This is a genomic window from Candidatus Methylomirabilota bacterium (genome assembly GCA_036005065.1).
Taxonomy (GTDB): domain Bacteria; phylum Methylomirabilota; class Methylomirabilia; order Rokubacteriales; family DASRDR01; genus DASYQW01.
This window is the reverse complement of record DASYQW010000204.1, coordinates 1-20,331: the sequence shown is the minus strand read 5'-3', so window position 1 is coordinate 20,331 and position 20,331 is coordinate 1. Positions and strand designations below refer to the sequence as shown.

General features: G+C 72.9%; 18 protein-coding genes. All 18 read left to right on the top strand.

The window, feature by feature from the left end:
* Positions 1-673, top strand: a 673-nt coding sequence (locus tag VGW35_15170) for a glycosyltransferase family 4 protein (GenBank protein HEV8309001.1), incomplete at its 5' end; no start/stop codon positions are given.
* Positions 674-773: 100 nt separating this feature from the next.
* Positions 774-1,013, top strand: coding sequence for a hypothetical protein (locus tag VGW35_15165; GenBank protein HEV8309000.1), 240 nt, complete (start codon positions 774-776; stop codon positions 1,011-1,013).
* A gap of 3 nt (positions 1,014-1,016) precedes the next feature.
* Positions 1,017-1,361, top strand: a complete 345-nt coding sequence (locus VGW35_15160) for a type II toxin-antitoxin system PemK/MazF family toxin (protein HEV8308999.1) — start codon at positions 1,017-1,019, stop codon at positions 1,359-1,361.
* Entirely contained in the window at positions 1,309-1,956 is a 648-nt protein-coding gene (locus tag VGW35_15155) for a glycosyltransferase (GenBank protein ID HEV8308998.1), read from the top strand. The genes VGW35_15160 and VGW35_15155 overlap by 53 nt, the downstream gene beginning before the upstream one ends.
* Entirely contained in the window at positions 1,878-3,440 is a 1,563-nt protein-coding gene (locus VGW35_15150) for a glycosyltransferase family 39 protein (GenBank protein HEV8308997.1), read from the top strand. The genes VGW35_15155 and VGW35_15150 overlap by 79 nt, the downstream gene beginning before the upstream one ends.
* Positions 3,437-5,614, top strand: coding sequence for an alginate lyase family protein (locus tag VGW35_15145; GenBank protein ID HEV8308996.1), 2,178 nt, complete (start codon positions 3,437-3,439; stop codon positions 5,612-5,614). The genes VGW35_15150 and VGW35_15145 overlap by 4 nt, the downstream gene beginning before the upstream one ends.
* On the top strand, positions 5,611-6,666 hold the full coding sequence (locus VGW35_15140; GenBank protein HEV8308995.1) for a transglutaminase-like domain-containing protein: 1,056 nt from the start codon (positions 5,611-5,613) through the stop codon (positions 6,664-6,666). Before VGW35_15145 ends, VGW35_15140 begins: the two co-directional genes overlap by 4 nt.
* A 40-nt stretch (positions 6,667-6,706) precedes the next feature.
* Positions 6,707-8,833: a bi-domain-containing oxidoreductase gene (locus VGW35_15135; GenBank protein HEV8308994.1), complete on the top strand. Its 2,127-nt coding sequence runs from the start codon at positions 6,707-6,709 to the stop codon at positions 8,831-8,833.
* Positions 8,834-8,837: 4 nt separating this feature from the next.
* The gene (locus VGW35_15130) at positions 8,838-9,110 is read left to right on the top strand and encodes a DUF4926 domain-containing protein (GenBank protein ID HEV8308993.1); all 273 of its coding nucleotides are present in this window, start codon (positions 8,838-8,840) and stop codon (positions 9,108-9,110) included.
* Between the two features lie 78 nt (positions 9,111-9,188).
* Positions 9,189-9,407: an addiction module protein gene (locus tag VGW35_15125; GenBank protein ID HEV8308992.1), complete on the top strand. Its 219-nt coding sequence runs from the start codon at positions 9,189-9,191 to the stop codon at positions 9,405-9,407.
* A gap of 97 nt (positions 9,408-9,504) precedes the next feature.
* Positions 9,505-10,638: a glycosyltransferase family 4 protein gene (locus VGW35_15120; GenBank protein HEV8308991.1), complete on the top strand. Its 1,134-nt coding sequence runs from the start codon at positions 9,505-9,507 to the stop codon at positions 10,636-10,638.
* A complete protein-coding gene (locus tag VGW35_15115; GenBank protein HEV8308990.1) occupies positions 10,631-11,815 on the top strand; it encodes a glycosyltransferase family 4 protein in 1,185 nt (394 codons plus the stop codon). Before VGW35_15120 ends, VGW35_15115 begins: the two co-directional genes overlap by 8 nt.
* A gap of 43 nt (positions 11,816-11,858) precedes the next feature.
* Positions 11,859-13,358: a hypothetical protein gene (locus VGW35_15110; GenBank protein HEV8308989.1), complete on the top strand. Its 1,500-nt coding sequence runs from the start codon at positions 11,859-11,861 to the stop codon at positions 13,356-13,358.
* Positions 13,322-15,271, top strand: coding sequence for an asparagine synthase (glutamine-hydrolyzing) (asnB, locus tag VGW35_15105; GenBank protein HEV8308988.1), 1,950 nt, complete (start codon positions 13,322-13,324; stop codon positions 15,269-15,271). Before VGW35_15110 ends, asnB begins: the two co-directional genes overlap by 37 nt.
* Positions 15,272-15,435: 164 nt before the next feature.
* On the top strand, positions 15,436-16,593 hold the full coding sequence (locus tag VGW35_15100) for a glycosyltransferase (protein ID HEV8308987.1): 1,158 nt from the start codon (positions 15,436-15,438) through the stop codon (positions 16,591-16,593).
* Positions 16,590-17,798, top strand: coding sequence for a glycosyltransferase (locus VGW35_15095; GenBank protein ID HEV8308986.1), 1,209 nt, complete (start codon positions 16,590-16,592; stop codon positions 17,796-17,798). Before VGW35_15100 ends, VGW35_15095 begins: the two co-directional genes overlap by 4 nt.
* Positions 17,786-19,546, top strand: a complete 1,761-nt coding sequence (locus VGW35_15090) for a hypothetical protein (GenBank protein HEV8308985.1) — start codon at positions 17,786-17,788, stop codon at positions 19,544-19,546. The genes VGW35_15095 and VGW35_15090 overlap by 13 nt, the downstream gene beginning before the upstream one ends.
* A 60-nt stretch (positions 19,547-19,606) precedes the next feature.
* The coding region (locus tag VGW35_15085; GenBank protein ID HEV8308984.1) for a nucleotide sugar dehydrogenase at positions 19,607-20,331 on the top strand (725 nt) is incomplete at its 3' end.

The following is a 20,331-nucleotide window of genomic DNA, read 5'->3' as shown; positions in this document are numbered from 1 at the left end:
CTACGACGCCGCTCAGCTCATGCCGTCGCCCGCGGTCCGGGTCATCCACAACTTCGTGGACTTCGCCCACTTCGACCGCGCGCTCTCCGGCGACCCGGTCCGGCGCGAGCTCGGAATCGCCAAGGACGCGCCGCTGGTCGGGATGGTCGGGGGCCTGCGCGACGTGAAAGGAACACCCGTGTTCCTGGCTGCCGCGGCGCGGGTGCGGCAGTCGGCGCCCACGGCCCGGTTCCTGGTGGTGGGGGTCGCGCCCGAGGATCGGCCGGCGCTGGACGCGGCCGCGCGCGCGGAGGGGCTCGGGGCCGACACGCTCTGCGCCACCGGGGTCCGTGAGGACATCCCGGCGGTCCTGGCCGCGCTCGACGTGCTGGTGTTCCCCTCGACCGTCCCCCACTTCGCCCGTCCGGTGATCGAGGCCGGCGCGATGGCCAAGCCCGTGATCGCCTCCGAGCTCGGCGGGCCGGCCGAGCTGGTGAAGGACGGGGCGACCGGGCTCCTGGTGCCCCCGCGGGACCCGGCCGCGCTGGCGGAAGGGGTCCTGGCCCTGATCCGCGAGCCGGCGCGGGCCCGGGCGATGGGCGAGGCCGGCTACGCCCACGCGCGCGAGCACTTCGACGCGCGGACCCAGGTCGCCCGGACCGTGGCCGTCTACCGGGAGCTCGTGCCCGGCTGACCCTCCGCCTCGCGGCTCCCGGGTTCCCTCGGTGCGGGCCATCCCGTCGGCGTCTTGCGATATTATAGAACCCATAACAATTCATATTATGAGGTGAACTATGGGAGCTATTGCGGTCTCGAAGAAGGAGGAGCAACAGATCGAGCGGCTCCGGCGGGAACTGAGGATCCCCACGAAGTCCGAGGTGATCCGGGTTGCCCTGAGGGCGCTGGAGACGAAAGCCGACGAGGAACGCCTGAGGCGGGAAGTCCATGAGTCGGTGCGCCGCTGTGCGTCGGCCGACCGGAAGGAAAACCGGGAGTTGTCCGGCGCCGGAGTCGCGCGCTCGAGTCGGAAATAGTTCGTGCAGATCAAGCGAGGCTTCCTCTACGTCGTGGACTTCAATCCACGGGTGAAGACAAAGCCAGGCAAGCTCAGGCCGGCGCTCGTCCTCCAGTCCGATTTCGTCAACGAGGCTGGCTACCCGTCCACCGTTGTCGTCCCAACAACCAGCCGCCTCGTGGAAGACCCCGGCATCCTGAGGCTGCGGATTCCGACCGGCCACGGCGGATTGGCGCGGGAAAGCGATCTGCTCCTCGGTCAGATGATTGCGGTGGCGAACGAGTCATTCCGTCACGAGATTGGTCTGCTCCAACATGATCTCATGCAAGAGGTCGAACGGCGGGTCCGCGTTATCCTTGACCTCTAGCGACCTGATGGACCGGACCGTCCGAGTCGCCCGTGACTCGACCGTCCCTCACTTTGCCCGCCTGGTGATCGAGGCCGGCGCGCTGGCCAAGCCCGTGGTCGCCTCCGGGCTCGGCGGGCCGGCCGAGCTGGTGAAGGACGGGGCGACCGGGCTCCTGGTGCCCCCGGTGGACGCCGGCGCGCTCGCCGAGGCCGTCCTCGCGCTGATCCGCGAGCCGGCGCGGACCCGAGCGATGGGCGAGGCCGGTTACACCCACGCTGGCCTCTCGCGGCATCGGGGCACGGCTGCCCCCCCCCGGACCCGTCCGGACCGCCCTGGTGAGGCGTGGCGTGATGCGCTATTCTGGCCGGGCGGCCCGCGGAACACGCTCGAGGTTCGGGAGCCCGGGCGCGGTCCCGCGAGAAGAGCGTTTGAAGGACGAGGTCTCCCTGATCGTGGAGCGGCGCCCCTAGCGTGCCTCTGGCGGCGATGCGATCGACCGATCTCTCGGGGTCCCCGGGCTCCGACGCCCCCTGGATGCCTCCTCCCAAGCGGGCGTGGGACCCGCGTCAGGCGACATCGCTCCTGCCGCTGCTCGGCCTGGCAGCGATCCTGACGCTCGGTCTCTACCTTCGGCTCGAGCTGGCCGGCGAGTACCGCGACCTCGAGCTCGATCCAGACGTCGTCATGTTCCGCCAGATCGCCCACGAGATGCGCGGGCCGTTGGATTCTCGCCATATCGGGCCGCCGTACATCTGGCTGATCAAGGGCGTGACCTGGGTCTGGGGGAACGCTCCGGACGTGGTTCGCCGGTTGTCGGTCGGCGCGTCCATTCTGGTGGTAGGGATCACATACGTGCTGGGGGCCGCCCTCTATGGCCGGGGCGTCGGGCTGGTGGCGGCCGGACTCCTGGCGGTGAACCGGGAGCTCGTGTTCCAGAGCGTCCGCGGCTTGCGGGAAGAGGTCTCGACGGCCTTGCTGCTGGGGCTCCTGGTGACCCTCTTTGCGGTCCCCCGCGCCAAGGGCGTCTCGCGCTGGGTGACGGCCGGGCTCCTCGGCGGCGGGTTGGCCCTCATTCGCTTCACGGGGGTCCTGCCCGCCGTGGCCCTACTGGCCGATCGGGCACTGGTCGACATCACGGCGGAGCGTCGGGGATGGCGAGCGACGGTGGCCAGGGCCGCGGCCGGGGGGCTGGTCGGGCTGGGGCTGGTCACCCCCTACCTCGCCTACAGCGCCCGGGAATTCGGCGACCCGTTCTACAGTGTCAACGTTCATGCGAAAAGCCATCGAAACATGGAGTTCGCCGGCCGGCCGGGATTCCCGTCGAGGGAGGCCATCGTCCAGAACGTGTTCACCGGGTCGGACGTAACGGCCTTCGAGTACGTGTTTGGTCTCCACACGCCGCGCGAGGTGGCGAGGCGGTATGGCGATGGCGCGCTGTGGGTCTGGCGATTCTGGTCGTCGCGCCTCGGGTCGCTCGTCACCGTCGCCGCCGCGCTCGGGCTTGTCCGGCTCGCGCTGGGTCGGGGGCATGTCCTCTTGGTGGCGGTGGCCACGGCCACCTTCCCGTTTCTGTTCGGCCTCACCGTCATGCCGGACGAGGGTCGATTCATCATTCCCACCTTTCCGCTTCTGGCGCTCTCGGCCGCCTGGGTGCTGGTGCGATCGGCGAGTCGGGCGCGCGAGTGGCTCGGTGCCCGGCTGGTCCGGCTGGGCGCCGCGTCCCCGGGCCGGACGGTGGCGGCGGCGATACCCGGTGTCGCCCTGGCCGTGGTCCTGGGTCTCTATGGCTACCAGGAGCTCTGGCCTCCGGAGGACGCCTACAACGAAGCGATCAGGCGCCTCGCGGTCCATGTGAAGGAGCGAGCCCCCGGTCTCTCGTCCGAGAGGCCCTACCGGATCGCCGTATGCTCGAAGATCGTGTCCTCGGATTACTTCTTTCCGGGGAACTTCGCGCTGATCGAAAATGCACGCGAGGCGGACTTCGTTCTGGCGGCGCGGGGAGCGTGCTCCGGACGCATCCCCGGCCCGGTGGTAGTCAGAGTTCGGCGGCTCGGCGTGTCGCTAGTGAGGGTGAAAGAGGTTTCCGGCAGACCGTGAAGCTCACGCTCGACGCCGCTCGGCGGGTCTACCGCCGAGCGCGCGCCCTGCCATCCACGGAGCTCTTCCGCCGGGTCGGGGGCCGCGTGGACCGCCTGGCCCGGCGCAAGCTGCGGAAGTACCGGGCGCTGCTGCGGCCCCGCACGTTCACCGAGCCGGAGTTCCGGGCGCTCTTCGGCTGGACCGGCGCCGACCACGCCCTGGCCGAGTCCCTCCTGCGCGCCGCCGGGGAGCGCTTCTTCTTCGGCTGGGAGGACCGCGGCGCCCTCCTCGGGCGCCTGGCGGCGCGGTCGCCGGAAAGCGCGGAGCGGACCCGCCGCGCGGCCGAGGCCCTCCTCCTCCACCGGTTCGACCTCCTGGGCTCGGGACCGACGGATCTCGGCCCCGAGATCGACTGGCATCGCGACTTCAAGTCGGGCCGGGCCTGGCCGCGGCGGCATTACACGGAGATCGTCCCGGTGGACCTCACCGACGCCTCGGACGTGAAGGTGCCCCGCGAGCTGAGCCGCGGCCACCATCTCCTGCGCCTGGGGCAGGCGGCCTGGTGGGCGTTCGAGGAGGGCGATCCCGTGCGCGGCGCGCGCTACGTCGAGGAGGTCCGGGCCCAGCTCGCGCACTGGGTCCGGGAGAACCCGGTCGAGTGGGGCGTGAACTGGGAGTGCCCGATGGACGTGGCCATCCGGGCCGTGAACTGGACGCTGGCGCTCGGTCTCGTCGGCCGCGCCCCCGGCGTCCCGCCGGTGAGCTGGCTCCCGGTCCTCGGGAGCCTCTTCTGGCACGGGCGCTTCCTTCGCGAGAACCTCGAGTGGAACCCCGTCCAGCGCAACAACCATTACCTCGCCGACCTGGTCGGGCTGCTCTACCTCGGCGTCCTCTTTCATGACACGGCGGAGGGGCGGGCGTGGGCCGAGCTGGCCCTCGGCGAGCTGCGGGCCGAGCTTCCGCTCCAGGTCTTCGCGGACGGCGTGAGCCAGGAGAGCGCCACCGGCTATCACCGCCTGGTCACCGAGCTCTATCTCTCGGCCACCGCGCTGGCCCTCCTCAACGCCGCCCGGCTCGGGCTCGGCCTTCCGGGAGGCCCGCGCCCCCCGCGCGGGCGGGCCCCCGTCTCGGCGGTCCTGGGGCCCGACAACGCCGAGATCCTTGGGAACATGCTGGAATTCGTGCGATATTACACGCGTCCGGACGGCACGGCCCCTGCTCTCGGGGACGGGGACGACGGCGCCCTTCACCCGCTGGGCCCCGCCAATCCCCGGGACCACCGAGAGGTGCTCGCCGTGGGGGCTGGTCTCCTCGAGCGGGACGACCTCGGACCCCTCGGGGGGGAGCCTCACGAGGCGGCCGTCTGGCTCCTCTTCCGCTGGGGCTACGGGGCGGAGCCCGTCCCGGGAGAGGCGGTCCCGCCGGCGGAGCCGGGGTCGCGGGCCTTTCCGGTCGGCGGGGTGTACATCATGCGCGGCCGAGGGGCCGGGGCCCTCGTGAGCCTCGGGGTCGTGGGCCTCGGCGGGTACGGGGGCCACCGGCACAACGACACCCTGAGCTTCGAGTGGTGGGCGGGGGGACGGCGCATCCTGGTGGACCCGGGGACCTACACGTACTCGGCCGACCCGCGGTGGCGGAACTGGTTCCGGTCCTCGGCGGCCCACAACACGGTGACCGTGGATGGCGAGGAGATCAATGTGCTCGATCCGGAGGCGCTGTTCGCGCTGGGCCGGGACGCCGACCCGCGCGCGCTCGCCTGGGAGGACACCGAGGCCATGAGCCGTCTCGACGCCGAGCACGTCGGCTACCGCCGCCTGCCCGCCCCGGTCACGCACCGCCGGCGGCTCGAGCTCGACAAGCGCACCGGCACGGTGTCCGTGCGGGACCGCCTCACGGGGCCCGGGCGCCACCACGTCGCCTGGTCCTTCCACTTCGACGTCGGGCTCGCGGTGCGGGCCGAGGCGGACGGCACGGTGCGCGTCGCCGGCCCCGAGGGGCTGACCGCGTGGCTCGTGCCGGAGCCCGGCCACGGCCTCGAGGTCGAGCTGCGCTCCGGCTGGGTGTCGCCGCGCTACGGGGTGAAGGAGCCGGCGCCGGTGGCGATCTACACGGCCGCCGACGCCCCGCTTCCGCTCGAGCGGCGCTTCCAGCTCGCCGCGGGCACGCGAGGGCCCTCGGAGAGCGGACGGTGAGCCGCGCGCTCGTCCTCCTGGCCATCTGGGTCGTCACCACCGGGTTCACGGGGCGGGTCGAGGTCATCGAGAGCCGGAACGGCGTCATCGCCCCCGGGCTCCCGTTCCGCTTCGAGCCGTTCGAGGCCCCGCGCCTCGCCGAGCTGCGGGACCGGGAGGGTCTGGACGCCGTCGTGGCGGGCGCGGCCTCGGAATGGGAGGCCATCCTGCGCCTCAAGGACTGGGTGGCGGCGCAGTTTCCGATCGGCTGGCCGGACCCCTATCCGCCGTGGGACGCGCTGACGATCCTCGACTGGATCCGGAGCGGCATCACGGGGGGGTTCTGTGGCCAGTACTCGATGGTGCTCCTCCAGTCGCTGGCCTCCTTCGGGGTGCCGGCTCGCTACATCGAGGTCGGCACTCAGGAAAATCCCCTGGCGCACTTTCTGGTCGAGGCCTGGTCGAACGACTACAACAAGTGGGTCCTGCTCGACGCCGACTACAACCTCCACTTCGAGCGTGCCGGGATCCCGCTCAGCGCGCTCGAGGTGCACGACGCCCTGGTCCTGGGGAACACGGGCACGCCGACGATGGTGCTGGGTGCGGTACAGGAGGGTCATCCGGACCCGTACTCGATCGACTACGTCGCGCTCTTTTACCACCTCCGGTGGCACCTCAAGGCCGACCACCTGACACATCCGGAGAACCCCTTCGACCGCTGGGAGGACATGGTCGAGTGGGAGGATCCCTACACCGAGCGGTGGCCGGCGCCGCTGACCCGAAGGACCACCGCTCAGGCCGCCACGGCGTACGCGCGCCTCAACCAGGTCCGGATCACCCCCGCGCGGATCGCCGACGACCTCCTCGCGCTGGAGGTCCAGACCAACGTCTTCGACTTCGGGGGGTACGAGGTCGCGTGGACCGATCCTCCCCTCGGCTGGGAGATCCAGCTGGGCCCGTTCTGGTGGAAGCTCCAGCCCGGCGTGAACGTGATCTGGGTCCGGGCGACGAACACCCGGGGCGTGACGGGGCCGCCGGCATTGCTGAAGGTGCGCTATCAACCGGGGGGCTGACGCCGGGCGGGCCGTCCCGCCGGACCCGAAGTGACCGAGGATGCGCCAGGTCTTCGTCGACGTGAAAGGGGCGGTGGTGGTCGAGGAGGTGCCGCCCCCCCAGTGCCCGCCCGGGGGTGTCCTCGTCCAGAGCGCCTTCTCCCTGATCAGCCCGGGGACGGAGACCGTCGGGCTGGGGGCGCCGGCCACGCTCGGCGCGCGGATCGAGCGCGCCGGGGGACTCATTCGCAAGGGTGTCGCCCGGCTGCGTGAGGCCGGCATCGGGCCCACCCTCGAGGCGATCCGGGGCCGCCAGGGCCGGCTCCACCCCCGCGGCTACAGCCTGGCCGGGACCGTGCTCGCCCGCGGCCCCGCCGTCCTCGACCTCGAGGTCGGGGACCGCGTGGCCTGCGGCGGGGCCGAGTACGCGCAGCACGCCGAGGTGGTGGCGGTCCCCCGGAACCTCGTGGTCCGCGTGCCGGCGGGCGTGGATCTGGAGGCGGCGGCCTTCGCCTCGCTCGGGGCCGTCGGGCTCCAGGCGGTCCGTCAGGCCCGCGTGTCCCTGGGGGAGACGGCGGTGGTGATCGGGCTCGGCCTGGTGGGCCTCCTCACGGTCGAGCTCCTCCGCCTGGCCGGCTGCCGCGTGGTCGGCGTCGAGCCGCTCGAGGCCCGGCGCCGCCTCGGCGACGCGGCCGGCTGCGCCGCGACCTTCGCGCCGGAGGCGCCCGAGCTCGCCCCGGCCCTCCGGGCGCTCACGGGTGGTCTTGGCGGGGACGCGGTCCTGGTCTGCGCCAGCGGATCGTCCGAGGGGCCGGTGAGCCTCGCGGTGGAGCTGGCGCGGCCGCGCGGTCGCGTGGTGATCGTGGGCGCGGTCCCGCTCGCCCTCGATCGCGACGCATTCTACCGGAAAGAGCTCGAGCTGGCGATCGCCCGCTCGATGGGCCCCGGCCGCTACGATCCCCTCTACGAGGAGGAGGGCCTCGACTACCCGGCGGAGTACGTCCGCTGGACCGAGAACCGGAACCTCGAGGCGTTCGTCCAGCTGCTCGCCGACCGCGCGCTCGACCTCCGTCCCCTGATCGCGCGGGTGTTCGCCCTCCAGGATGCCCCGGCGGCGTACCGCTTCGTCACGTCTCCCGAGCGCCCCGTCGGCGTCCTGCTCCGGTACGAGGCGGCGGCCCCGGGGCTCGAGCCCGTCGTCCGGCTCCGCGAGCAGGCGCCCGCGCCCGTGACCGGCCGGGCGCTCCGCGTGGCCGTCGTCGGGGCCGGGCGATTCACGCGGAGCGTCCACCTCCCGAATCTCCGCCGCGACGCGGCCTTCAGCCTCCGGGCCGTGGTGGCGGCGACGGGAGTGTCCGCCCGGGAGGCCGCGGCGCAGTTCGGGGCCGAGTACTGCACGACCGACCCGGCCGCGGTCCTGGCCGATCCCGACGTGGACCTCGTCGTGATCGCCACCCCTCATCACCTTCACGCCGGTCAGGCCCGGGAGGCCATCCGGGCGGGCAAGCACGTCTTCGTCGAGAAACCTCTGTGTCTGACGGCCGAGGAGGCCGAGGCGATCGGGGCCGCCCTGGCCGAGCGCCCGGTCCACTTCACGGTCGGCTTCAACCGCCGCTTCGCGCCGCTGGCTCGCCAGGCCCGCGCGCTGCTCGCCGGGGGCCCCCGTCCGCTGGTGATCCTCTACCGCGTGAGCGCCGGTCCGATTCCGCCCGCCCACTGGGTCCACGACCCGGCGGTCGGTGGCGGGCGGATCGTGGGCGAGGTCTGCCACTTCGTCGACTTCTGCAACTTCCTCGTCGGCGAGCCGGCCACCGGGGTCACCGCCCGCGCGGTGCCGGTGGACGGCGGCGCGGTGCCGGCGCCCGACAACGTGAGCGCGACCCTCACCTACCGGGATGGCTCGCTGGCGACGATCGTCTACACGAGCCTCGGGCCCGGGGCGGCCGGGAAGGAGCGGATCGAGGTCTTCGGGGGCGGGCGGGCGCTCGTCCTCGACGACTTCCGGACCCTCGAGACCTTCGGCGTCCGCGACCGAGGCACCCGTCTCCGGGCGCCCGACAAGGGCCACGCCGCCCAGCTCGCCGAGTTCGCCCGGCGCATCCGCGGGGAGCCGTCCGAGAGCCTCAGGTTCGAGGACGCCCGGGCGGCGATGCTGCTCACCTTCCGGATTCGGGACGCGCTGCGTTGACGAGATGAGATATCGCGTTCTCGATACTGTGGTGTTGGACACGGAGCTACCCGAACGCGGGCTTCGTAAGGGAGACCTCGGTGCGGTGGTGCAGGTCTACGACCCTGACGGCATTGAGGTCGAGTTCGTGACGGCTTCCGGGAGAACAGAGGCGTTGGTGACGGTGAACGTCGCGGATGTACGACCGGTCGGGGATGACGACTTGGTGGCCGTTCGGCCATACCGCCGGTCTGGCTTGAACGAGGCGGCTCACCACCGGGTTGAGCGGACCGGCTGACGCCGGCCACTCAGTTGGGAGGTTATGCGTACTGACGTGAGGCTTGCTCCTCCAGCACGAGAAGCGGAGAATGCGGCTATGAGTAGCGTACGCAAAGAGGTCCTGTCGCTCAGCGTCGCCGACCGACTGCAGTTGCTCGAAGAGATCTGGGACAGCCTCGCCGAAACGCCTGAGGCTATTCCGGTGACCGATGCGCAGCGCAAAGAACTTGCCCGACGCCGCCGTGCGCACGCGCGCAATCCCTCGGCTGCGAAATCTTGGGCGGAGGTACGCGCCAAGCTCTCACGACGGAGGTGAAGCGGCTTCGCCCTACACCTGACGAACGGACGCCTAACGAATCGCTTCAGCGGACCGGCTGCGCCGGCCGCTGAGCGCCGACGATGGACTAATCCCCGTGGAGCTCACCTACGCGGCGAACGTCGACCTGGGCATCGAGGGGGCCGATACCCGGCACCTCTTCGCGGTGACCGACCGGCTCTGCGCGCGCGGCCATCGCGTGACGCTCTTCGTGCCGCGGCTCCGCCCGTACCGCTACCCCACGCCGGTCGCGATCCGCCCGGTCTGGACGCCCCGGCTCCCGCTCCTGTTCCCCGTCCTCTATCAGGCGACGCTGGCCGCCGCGCTCCGGCGGGACGGGGGACGGCCGGCGGCGGTCTACGAGCGCGGGATGCCGCTCAGCTGGGCGTCCGGGCGCTTCGCGCGCCGGCGGGGGGCCCGCTACGTCCGCGAGGTCAACGGCATCTACCGCGACGAGGCGCGCCTCAGCGGTCTCGAGCCGTGGAAGGTCCGCCTCCTCGACGCGTTCGAGGGCGCGGCCCTCCGTCGCGCGGACCGGGTGGTCGTCGTGACCGACGCCATCGGCGACGTCCTCGTGGCGCGCTACGGCGTGCGGGCTGAGCGGATCGTCACCGTCCCGAACGGCGTCGACGTCGAGCGCGTGCGCCCCCTGGCCGCCGAGGAGTGTCGGCGCGCCCTCGGGCTCCAGCCCGAAGGGCCGTACCTCTGCTTCGTCGGCACCCTCACTCCCTGGCATGGCCTGCCCGAGCTTTTCGCGGCGCTCCCGGCTGTCCTGGCCGAGGCGAAGACGGCGCGGCTCCTCGTGGTCGGAGACGGTCCCCTGCGGCCGCGCCTGCTGGCGCTCTCCGAGCGCCTCGGGCTGGGCGCCGCGGTGCACTTCGTCGGCGCCGTCCCGCGCGACGCGGTGCCGCGCTGGCTCGGTGCGGCGGACGTCGGGCTCAACCTGCTCACGCCCTCGATCGTCGGCGCGCCGCTCAAGCTCCTCGAGTACCTCGCCGCGGGGCGACCTGTCGTGTCGACCCGCGCGCCCCACTTCGCCTGGGTCGAGGCGCGCGGCGCGGGGATCCTCGCGGACCCCGAGGCGCCCGCCGAGCTGGCCGAGGCCATCCTGAGCCTCCTCCGCGACCGCGCGCGGGGGCGGGCCATGGGCGAGACGGCGCGGCGCGTGGCCGAGACCGAGTTCAGCTGGGACCGGCTGGTGCCGCGGGTCGAGGGCGTCTGCTTTGGCTGAGCCCGCCGCGCTGCCGTCGACGCTCGGCGCCCCTGTCATCATCGTCACCTCCACGTATCCCCCGGTCGTCGGCGGCATGGAGCGCTTCTGCCGGGACCTCGCGGGCGAGCTGGCCCGGCGCGGGGTCCCGGTGTCGATCCTGACCCGGCGCGTCCCCGGCACGCCGGCCGTCGAGCGGGCGGACGGCGTGGAGGTGCATCGCCTGCGGGTCCCGCGGCCGCGGGTGGCCGCGGCGGGCGCCTTCATCGCCGGGGCGGTGGGCTGGCTGGCGCGCGCCCGGCCCTCCCGGAGCGCCCGGTGCCTCCTCCACTGCCACTCCACGTTCTCGCCGGCGACCATCGGAATCCTGGCCAAGCCCCTGATCGGCGCCCGCGTCGTGGTGACGGCTCACACGGGCGGCCTCCTCGGCGAGGTGTGGGAGCACCAGCGGTCGCCGCTCCGCGGGATCCGCCGGGTCCTCCTGCGTCGGGCCGACGCCTTCACCGGCGTGACGGAGGAGACGGCGCGGGAGCTCGGCGCGTTCGTCCGGCCCCGGTCTCCCGTGCGGGTGATCCCGAACTTCGTCGACGTCGGGCGGTTCCGCCCGGCGGCCGATCCGGCCGAGCGGGCGCGGCTGCGGGCGCGGCTCGGGCTCGATCCCCGGCGTCCGGTGGGACTCTTCGTCGGGCGGCTCAATCCCGTGAAGAACGTGGATCTGATCCTGGACGCGGTGGCGATCCTGGGCGACGCGGCGCCGGACGTCCTGATCGTGGGGGACGGCCCCGAAGGGGACCGGCTGCGCCGCCGGGCGGGGGAGCTCGGGCTCGGCGGCCGGGTCCGCTTCGTGGGCGCCCGGCCGGACGTCGAGGCCTTTCTCCAGGCGGCGGACCTGTTCGTCCTGCCCTCGGTGTCGGAAGGCGTGCCTCTGGCGCTGCTCGAAGCCATGGCCTCCGGCCTGCCCGTCATCGCCACCGCGGTCGGCGGCATCCGCCAGCTCGTCCAGGACGGCACGACCGGGCTCCAGGTGCAGAGCGAGGATCCCAAGGGTCTCGCCCAGGCGATGTCCCGCGTCCTCGACGACCGCGGCCTCGCCGAGCGGCTCGGTCGGGGCGCCCGCGAATGGGCCGTCGGCCACGTCGCGCCCGAGCGCGTGGTGGGCGAGTACCTCGAGCTCTACCGTCAGGTGCTCCGTGGCTGATCGGCGGCCGCGCCTGAGCACGGAAGCTGCCGAGCCCGAGGCGGTGAGCATTTCCCAGCGAGCCGTGGGTGACCGGCTCCCCGCGCGGACGGTGGAATGGCTCCTGTTGGCCGTGCTGGCGGCCTACCTGGTGGGCTTCGCCCAGCGCGTCGACGTGAGCGGGACCCCGGCCCTCGTCCATCAAGCGGGCCTCCTCGTGCTCCTCGTCCTGTGGACGTTCCGGCTCGCCATCCGGGACCGGGTCCTCCGGATGATCGTCATCGGCGCGTTCCTCGTCCGGGCGCTGAGCCTGCCGGCCCTGGCCCTGCTCACCGCCGACTGGCGCCGGGACGAGTTCTACTTCATCGACGACCGCGCGTACGTCGTGGTGGCGCTTCAGGCGATCTACTCCTGGAGCCACGGCCTCGCCTATGACCTCGTCACGGGCATCGGCAGCTTCGCCACCGGGTACTACTACCTGAACGTGGTCCTCCTGACGCTCCTCGGCCAGAGCGTCCCCCTGCTCCAGCTCGTCAACTGCGCGGTGGGCGCCGTCACGGTCGCGGTCCTCCACGCGCTCACCCGGGATGTCTTCGGCCTCCGTCCCGCGCGGCTCTGCGCGGTGGTGGCGGCCTTCGCCTCGAACCTGTGGTTCTGGTCGCTCTTCAACCTGAAGGACAACTGGATCGTCCTGGCCCTGGTCGTCCTGGCCCTGATCGTCCAGCGGCTCCTGAGCGGGCGGGCGAGCGCGCTGTCGGTCCTGCTGGCGCTGGCGGCGCTGACCTGGCTGGCCACGACCCGGGACCACGTCGCCTACCTCGCCCTCGCCTTCGCGGCGCTGGCCTTCCTCGCCGGGCGGCTGGGCGGGCTCCTGAGCCGGGCGCGCCTCAGCCTGAAGACCGCCGTCTACGGGCTGGCGCTCCTCGTCGCGGTGGGCTTCGTGCCGCGCGAGATCGGCTACGGCTACTGGGGCAGCGGCTTCTTCGCGGGCGCCGCCGAGCGCCTGCTGAGCTTCCAGGAGGGGAGCGATGTCGGCGAGGACTCGTACTTCAGCGGGACCCGCGTCCAGGGCCTCCGGAGCCTCCTCGTCCACGTGCCGGCCGGGGCGGTCCACTTCGCCCTGGCCCCGGTCCCCTGGAAGGCGTCCGGGATCTACCAGGGGATGATCCCCGGCTCGCTCGTGCTCTACCTCCTTTACCCTCTGGCTCTGGTCGGGCTCCTCGAGCTGGCCGCGCGGCGGCCCAGCTTCACCGTCTTTCTGGGGGGTCTCCTCGCCGTCCTCTGGATGCTCTACAGCATGGCGGCGTGGGGCGGAGGGGTGCGGCACCGCGCCATCTTCGAGCCCTTCGTCATCATGCTGGCCGCCCAGGGGTGGTTCGTCCGTCCGCTGGGGCCGATCGCGCTGGCCCTCGGCCTGGTGGCGCTTCCGGCGCCGTTTCTCCACCTGGCGCTGGGCCCGGGGGGCGTGGCGGCCGTCTACGGGGCGGTGGCGGGCGCGCTTCTTCTCTGGCTCGGGGGGCGGCACCGGTGGGTTCCATCTGGTACCATCGTCCGGGGCACCTGACCGTGTGCGGTATCGCCGGCCAGCTCTTCTTCGATTCCGGGCGGACGGTGGAGCGGGCGCTCCTCGAGCGGATGAGTGCGGTCCTCGCCCATCGTGGCCCCGACGACGCCGGCATCTTCCGGGAAGGCCCCATCGGCCTCGTCAACCGGCGGCTCGCCATCATCGACCTGAGCGCGGGCGGGCACCAGCCGATGGCCAGCGCCGACGGGCGCTTCTGGATCACCTACAACGGCGAGATCTACAACTTCCACGAGCTGCGCGCCGCGCTCGCCCGGGAGGGCGTCGCCTTCCGCTCGGAGAGCGACACCGAGGTGATCCTGGCGCTCTATGCGCGCCGCGGACCGGGGTGCCTCGCGGCGCTCCGGGGGATGTTCGCCTTCGCCATCTGGGACCGCGAGCGCCGCACGCTCTTGGTGGCGCGCGACCGGCTGGGGAAGAAGCCGGTCGTCTATGCCCGCGACGGCCAGGCGCTCCACTTCGCCTCGGAGGCGAAGGCCATTCTCCAGGACCCGGCGGTGGGCGTCGAGCCGGACCTCACGGCCATTCACCACTTCCTCTCCTACGGGGACGTGCCGAGCCCGTGGTCGGCCTTCCGGAGCATGCAGAAGCTCCCGCCGGCGCATTACCTCTGGGTCGAGGACGGGCGGGTGAGCGTCCACCGCTACTGGACGCTTCGCTACACGCCCAAGCGCCGGGAGCCCGAGGCCGTGCTGGCCGAGGAGCTCCTGGCGCTCCTCGAAGAGGCGGTGCGCCTGCGCCTCATCAGCGACGTCCCGGTCGGGGCGCTCCTCTCCGGCGGGCTCGACTCGAGCACGGTGGTGGCCCTGATGCGCCGGGCCGGGGCCGGGCCGCTGCGGACCTTCTCCATCGGCTTCGACCGGCCCGAGTACGACGAGCTCGCCTACGCGCGCCAGGTGGCCCGGCACTTCGAGACGGACCACCATGAGCTGGTCGTGAAGCCGGATGCGGTCGCGATCCTCCCCCGCCTCACGTGGCACTACGACGAGCCCTTCGCCGACGCCTCGGCCGTGCCCGCCTTCGCGCTCTGCGAGATGGCCCGGGGCTTCGTGACCGTGGCCCTGAACGGCGACGGGGGCGACGAGACGTTCGCGGGCTACGACCGCTACCGCGCCGCCGCCCTGGCCGCCTGGGCCGACGGCCTGCCGGCCGCCGTGCGCCGAATGGCGGCTCGCGGGCTGCGGCACCTCCCGGGGGACGCGCCGAAATCCCGCACCGGGCGGCTCCGGCGGTTCGCGGAGGCGCTGGCGCTTCCGCCGCGACGGCGCTACGCGCGCTGGCTCACCGTGTTCGGGAACGGCGAGAAGGCCGAGCTCTACACCCCGGCCTTCGCCGCCCAGGTCGGCGCGGTCGATTCCCTGGCGCTCCTGGACGCGGCCTATGCCGAGTCCGACGCGCCGACCTTCCTCGATGCGACCCTGCACGCCGACGTCCAGCGCTACCTGCCGGACGACCTCCTGGTGAAGATGGACATCGCCAGCATGGCGCACTCCCTCGAGGTGCGGTCGCCATTCCTGGATCACCGGGTGGTCGAGTTCGCGGCCGCCCTGCCGCCGGGCCTGAAGCTGCGCGGGCTCACCGCGAAGTACCTCCTCAAGCGCATCACCCGGGGCCTGCTCCCCGAGCCCATCCGCCGCCGGCCGAAGATGGGCTTCGGCGTCCCGATCGACCACTGGTTCCGCCACGAGCTGCGGGAGCTGGCCTACGACGTGCTCCTCGACGGGCGGGCGTGCCAGCGCGGCTACTTCCGTCCCGACGTGGTGCGCCGGTACCTGGACGAGCACGCCCGGGGCCGGGCTCACCACCACGCCCGGCTCTGGAGCCTCCTCGTGCTCGAGCTGTGGCATCGAGCCTTCGTGGACCGGCGACCGGCGGCGCCGCCCGCGGCGGTGTAGGAGGCTTTCGGATTAACCACCCGCGTCATGTAGCCGAACCGCCGCGCTCGTGGGGGTTCGCTCCGAGCGGCGGCTCCGCCGCCGGGCCCACCCACCCAGCCCAAAAGGTGGGGGTGGGCCTGGGAGGGGGCCGTCGAGGCCCCCTCTCATGAGGTAGCGGAGCGGTGCGCGTCCTTCAGTGCCTGACCACGGGGGATGTGGGCGGCGCCGAGCTCTACACGCTCGACCTCGTGGAGGGCCTGCGGCGGGCCGGGGTCGACGTCGACGTCTGCGCCTTCTATCCGCCCGGGGCCCTGACGCGCCGGTTCGCGACGCTCGGCGTGGAGGTCATCCACCTCGGTCGGATCCGGCGTGTCTCCCCGGCGGCGGCGCTCCGGTTCGTGCGGCTCCTGCGGGCGCGGCGCTACGACGTGCTCCACCTCTACGGCGCGAGGGTGAACCTCGTCGGTCGCCTCGCCGCGCGCCTCGGCCCCCGCCCGCGGGTGGTCGCCGCGCTCCAGAGCGTGTTCCCCGGCGATCGCGAGAACCGGGCTCTGGTCTGGCTCGACCGCCTGACGCTTCCCTGGGTCGGCGCCTATCTCTCCAACTCCCGGGCGGCGGTGGAGTTCCTGGTGGCCCGGGGATTCCCGCGCGAGATCTTCCGGCTGGCCCCGGCCGGGATCCGGGCCGAGGCATTCGGGCGGGGCGTGGAGCGGGAGGCGGTCCGGCGCGCCCTCGGGATCGAGCCCCGGGACGGTCCGGTGGTCATCTCGGTGGCTAATCTCCGACCCATGAAGGGGCACGACTGCCTGATCGCCGCCCTGGCTCGGGTGCGCGCCGCCGGCCTCCCCTGCGTCGCGCTGTTCGTGGGGGACGGGCCCCTCCGGGGCGACCTCGAGGCGCGCGTCCGAGCGGCCGGCCTCGAGGGCCGGGTCGTCTTCGCCGGGGCGCGCCCCGACGTCGCCGACCTCCTGGCGGCCTCCGACGTCTTCGCGCTCGCGTCGACCTGGGAGGGCCTGCCCCGCGCCATCCTCGAGGCCATGGCGAGCGGGCTCCCGGTGGTGGCCACCGCGGTCGGCGGGATCGGCGAGGTGGTGGACGAGGGGACGACCGGCTTCCTGGCCCCGGCCGGGGACGCTCCCGCCCTGGCCGTTCGGCTCACGACCCTCCTCGCGGACCGCGGGCTGCGGGCGGCGATGGGGGCCCGGGGCCAGGCCCGGGTGCGGGCCGAATTCTCGGTGGAGCAGATGGTGGCGAGGACGGTCGCCGTCTACCACGAGCTGTGCGGGTCGCCCGTGGCGGGCGCCGCCCGGAGCGGGACATCGGATGCGTGGCCATCATGACTGAGCGTGCGAGCACAGACCCGACGTCGGGCGGCGACACGCAGGAGCGCGTCCGGGTCGTGCGGGTGATCGCGCGGCTGAATGTCGGGGGTCCGGCCCTCCACGCCACGCTCCTCAGCGAGCGCCTCTGCCCCGCCCGCTACGACTCGCTGCTGGTCACGGGGCGGCCGGGGCCCGCGGAAGGCGACTACCTGGCGCTGCGGGGGAAGGCCTCGCCGCGCGTGGTCGTCCTGCCCGCCCTGGGCCGCGAGATCCGGGGCGGCGCGGACCTGCTGGCCTTCGCGGGGCTCGTCCGCCTGATCCGCCGCGTCCGGCCCCACATCGTCCACACCCACACGGCCAAGGCCGGGACGCTGGGGCGCCTGGCCGCGCGCCTCCTCGGCGTGCCGGTGGTCGTCCACACCTACCACGGTCACGTCTTCCACGGCTACTTCGCGCCCGCCACGACGCGGGTGCTGCTCGGGATCGAGCGCTGGCTCGGCCGGCGCACCGAGCGGCTCCTGGCCGTGAGCGAGACGGTGCGGCGCGAGCTCCTGGCCCTCGGGATCGGCACGCCGGAGCGGCTCACCGTGATGCCGCTCGGGCTCGACCTCGACCCGTTCGTCGCCGCCGAGGCGGCGCGGGGGGCGCTGCGGGCTGAGCTCGGGGTCGACCGGCGCGCCCTGCTCTGCGGCATCGTCGCCCGGCTCGTGCCCATCAAGGCTCACGAGCTCTTCCTCGAGGCGGCGGCCACCGTGGTCCGGCGGCTCCCCGAGAGCGCGTTCCTGGTGATCGGCGAGGGCGAGCGGCGAGCCGAGCTCGAGGGCCTGGCGACGCGGCTCGGCCTCGCCCGGCACGTGCGGTTCCTCGGGTGGCGCCCGGACCTCGATCGGATCTACGCCGACCTCGATCTGGCCGTGCTCACCTCTCGCAACGAGGGCTCGCCGGTGTCTCTGATCGAGGCGATGGCCGCGGCCCGGCCGGTGGTCGCCACCCGGGTGGGCGGCGTGCCGGACCTCGTCGAAGATGGGATCACCGGGCGCCTGGTGCCGCCGGGAGACGCCCCGGCCCTGGCGGCGGCGATCGAAGCCCTGCTCAGGGATCCCGGAGCGCGGCAGGCGATGGGCGCGGCCGGGCGCAAGCGGGTCGTCCCGGCCTTCGGCGCCGACCGGCTCCTCGCCGACATGGACCGGCTCTACACGGAGCTGCTCGCGTGGCGGCGCTAGCCGTCCCCTTCCTGGTCGCGCTGGCCGTGGCGCTCGTGGTCACCGTGGCCTGCGAGGGCGTGGCCCGGCGCGCTCGGCTGGTCAAGCAGCCACGCGAGGACCGCTGGCATCGCCAGCCGGTCCCCCTCCTCGGCGGACTCGGCATCATCGCGGGCCTGCTGGCGCCGCTGGTCTTCGTGGGCCCCACCGTCGGCCGCTTCGGCCCCCTGCTCTTGCTCTCGCTCGCCATGGCGGTGGTGGGCCTCCTCGACGACATGCGGGCGCTCCGGCCGCAGGTGAAGCTCGTCGCCCAGATCGTGCTGGCCGCGCTCCTGATCCAGTTCGGGTTCCTGCTGAAGCTCACCGCCTATCCGGTGCTCAACATCGTCCTGACCCTGGTCTGGGTCGTGGGCGTGACCAACGCCTTCAACCTGCTCGACAACATGGACGGGCTGGCGGCCGGCATGGCCGCGATCGCGGGCGGCTTCCGGCTGGCGTTCTTCCTGTTCGACGGGGATCTGGCCGGGGCCTACCTGACGGCGGCCTTTGCCGGGGCGGCGGTGGGCTTCCTGGTCCGGAACTTCCCGCCGGCGCGGATCTTCATGGGCGATGCGGGTAGCCTGTTCGTCGGCTTCTTCCTGAGCGGCGTGTGCCTGGTCGGCGAGTATGCGTACTCGCGTGGCGTCTCGGCCGTGCTGGTCTTTCCGGTGCTCCTCATGCTGATCCCGATCTTCGACACGACCTTCGTCACGCTGACCCGGCTCGTCACCGGGCGCCCGGTGTCCCAGGGGGGCCGGGACCACACCTCGCATCGCCTGGTGGCCCTCGGGGTCACGGAGCGGCAGGCCCTGGCGGCCCTCTACGGGGTGTCGGTGCTCTCCGGGTTGCTGGCGATCCTGTCCTACGCGTACGGCTTCACCTACACGGTGGTCCTGGTGGCGCTCCTGCTGCTGGGCCTCGTCCTGCTGGGCGTCCACCTCAGCCGGGCCCAGATGGTCCGCGCCGACGCGGTCCCCGCGGAGGGACCGTTCGTCCGCCTGGTAGCCGATTTCCCGTTCAAGCGGCACGTGGCGACGGTGGCGATCGACCTCGTGCTGATCGTGGTCGCCTACTACAGCGCCTACCTCCTGCGCTTCGAGGGAGCCTTCGACGAGCACCTGGAGGCCCTCCTCCGGACCATCGCCCCGGTCATCGTGCTGCAGGTCGTCTCGCTGGCGCTCTTCGGCACCTACCGGGGTCTCTGGCGCTACACCAGCGTGCCGGACCTGCTCCGCCTCCTGCAGGGCGTGACGGCCGGGGTCGTGGCGAGCGTGCTCTACTTCGTCTTCAGCATGCGCTTCGAGGGCCTCTCGCGCGCGGTCTTCGTCCTCGACTGGCTCCTGCTGGTGATCCTGCTGGCCGGCAGCCGCGTCGCGTTCCGGCGGCTCGGTGAGCTGCTGCGGCCGCCCCAGGACGGCTTCCGTCGGGTCCTGATCTACGGGGCCGGCGATGGCGGGGCCCTCACCCTGCGGGAGCTGCGGAACAACGCCGGCCTCCGGCGCCAGCCGGTCGGCTTCCTCGACGACGACCGCTCCAAGGTGGGGACCCGGATCCACGAGGTGCCGATCCTGGGGAGCCTGGACACGGCCGAAGCCGTGCTCGAGACGTACCGCGTCGGCGAGGTCATCGTGTCCTCCGACAAGATCCCGACGACGCGGGTGCGGCAGCTCGAGGCGATCTGCGTGCCCCGAGGCGTGGCGGTCGTTCGCGCGTCGCTGCGAATCGAGTGATGCCCGCGATTTCCTTGACAGAGTACCGCCGGACGGCAATAATGGCGGGCGTTGCCTTCCATGCTGGAGCGTCTGCGCGCGCGTCTTGACGATCGGAGCGCCACGGTCGGCGTGGCCGGCCTCGGCTACGTCGGGCTGCCGCTGGCCGTCGAGTTCGCCCGCGCCGGGTACCGCGTCACCGGCATCGACCCCGACGAAGCCCGCGTCGCCCTCGTCAATCGCGGCGAGAGCTACATCGAGGACATCCGCGCCGACGAGGTGGCGGCGGTCGTCCGCCCGGGCCGCTTCACCGCCCGCCCGTCCTGGGACGCGGCCGACACCGTCGACGCGATCGTCATCTGCGTCCCGACGCCGTTCAACGCGAATCGGGAGCCGGATCTCTCGTACGTCCGGGCCGCCGCCGAGGAAATCGGTCGCCGCCTCCGGCCGGGCCAGCTGATCGTGCTCGAGAGCACCACCTATCCGGGGACGACCGAGGAGGTGCTCCTCCCGCTCCTCCAGCGGAGCGGCCTCCGGGTCGGCCTGGACTTCGGCCTGGCCTACTCGCCCGAGCGCGTCGATCCGGGGAACCGGGACTTCCACATCCCGAACACGCCGAAGCTCGTGGGCGGGGTGACCCCGCTCTGCACCGCCCTGGCCGCCGCCCTCTACGAGAAGGTCGTGGTCAAGGTGGTGCCGGTGTCATCCCCGCGGGTGGCCGAGACGGCGAAGCTCCTCGAGAACATCTTCCGGAACGTGAACATCGCCCTCGTCAACGAGCTGGCGATGCTCTGCGACCGGATGCG

What these genes read in the sequence shown, in the direction of transcription:
- VGW35_15165 (HEV8309000.1), top strand. Translation starts at nt 774, where the DNA reads ATGGGAGCTATTGCGGTCTCGAAGAAGGAGGAGCAACAGATCGAGCGG.
- VGW35_15135 (HEV8308994.1), top strand. Translation starts at nt 6,707, where the DNA reads ATGCGCCAGGTCTTCGTCGACGTGAAAGGGGCGGTGGTGGTCGAGGAG.
- VGW35_15150 (HEV8308997.1), top strand. Translation starts at nt 1,878, where the DNA reads ATGCCTCCTCCCAAGCGGGCGTGGGACCCGCGTCAGGCGACATCGCTC.
- VGW35_15130 (HEV8308993.1), top strand. Translation starts at nt 8,838, where the DNA reads ATGAGATATCGCGTTCTCGATACTGTGGTGTTGGACACGGAGCTACCC.
- VGW35_15155 (HEV8308998.1), top strand. Translation starts at nt 1,309, where the DNA reads ATGATCTCATGCAAGAGGTCGAACGGCGGGTCCGCGTTATCCTTGACC.
- VGW35_15095 (HEV8308986.1), top strand. Translation starts at nt 16,590, where the DNA reads ATGACTGAGCGTGCGAGCACAGACCCGACGTCGGGCGGCGACACGCAG.
- VGW35_15125 (HEV8308992.1), top strand. Translation starts at nt 9,189, where the DNA reads ATGAGTAGCGTACGCAAAGAGGTCCTGTCGCTCAGCGTCGCCGACCGA.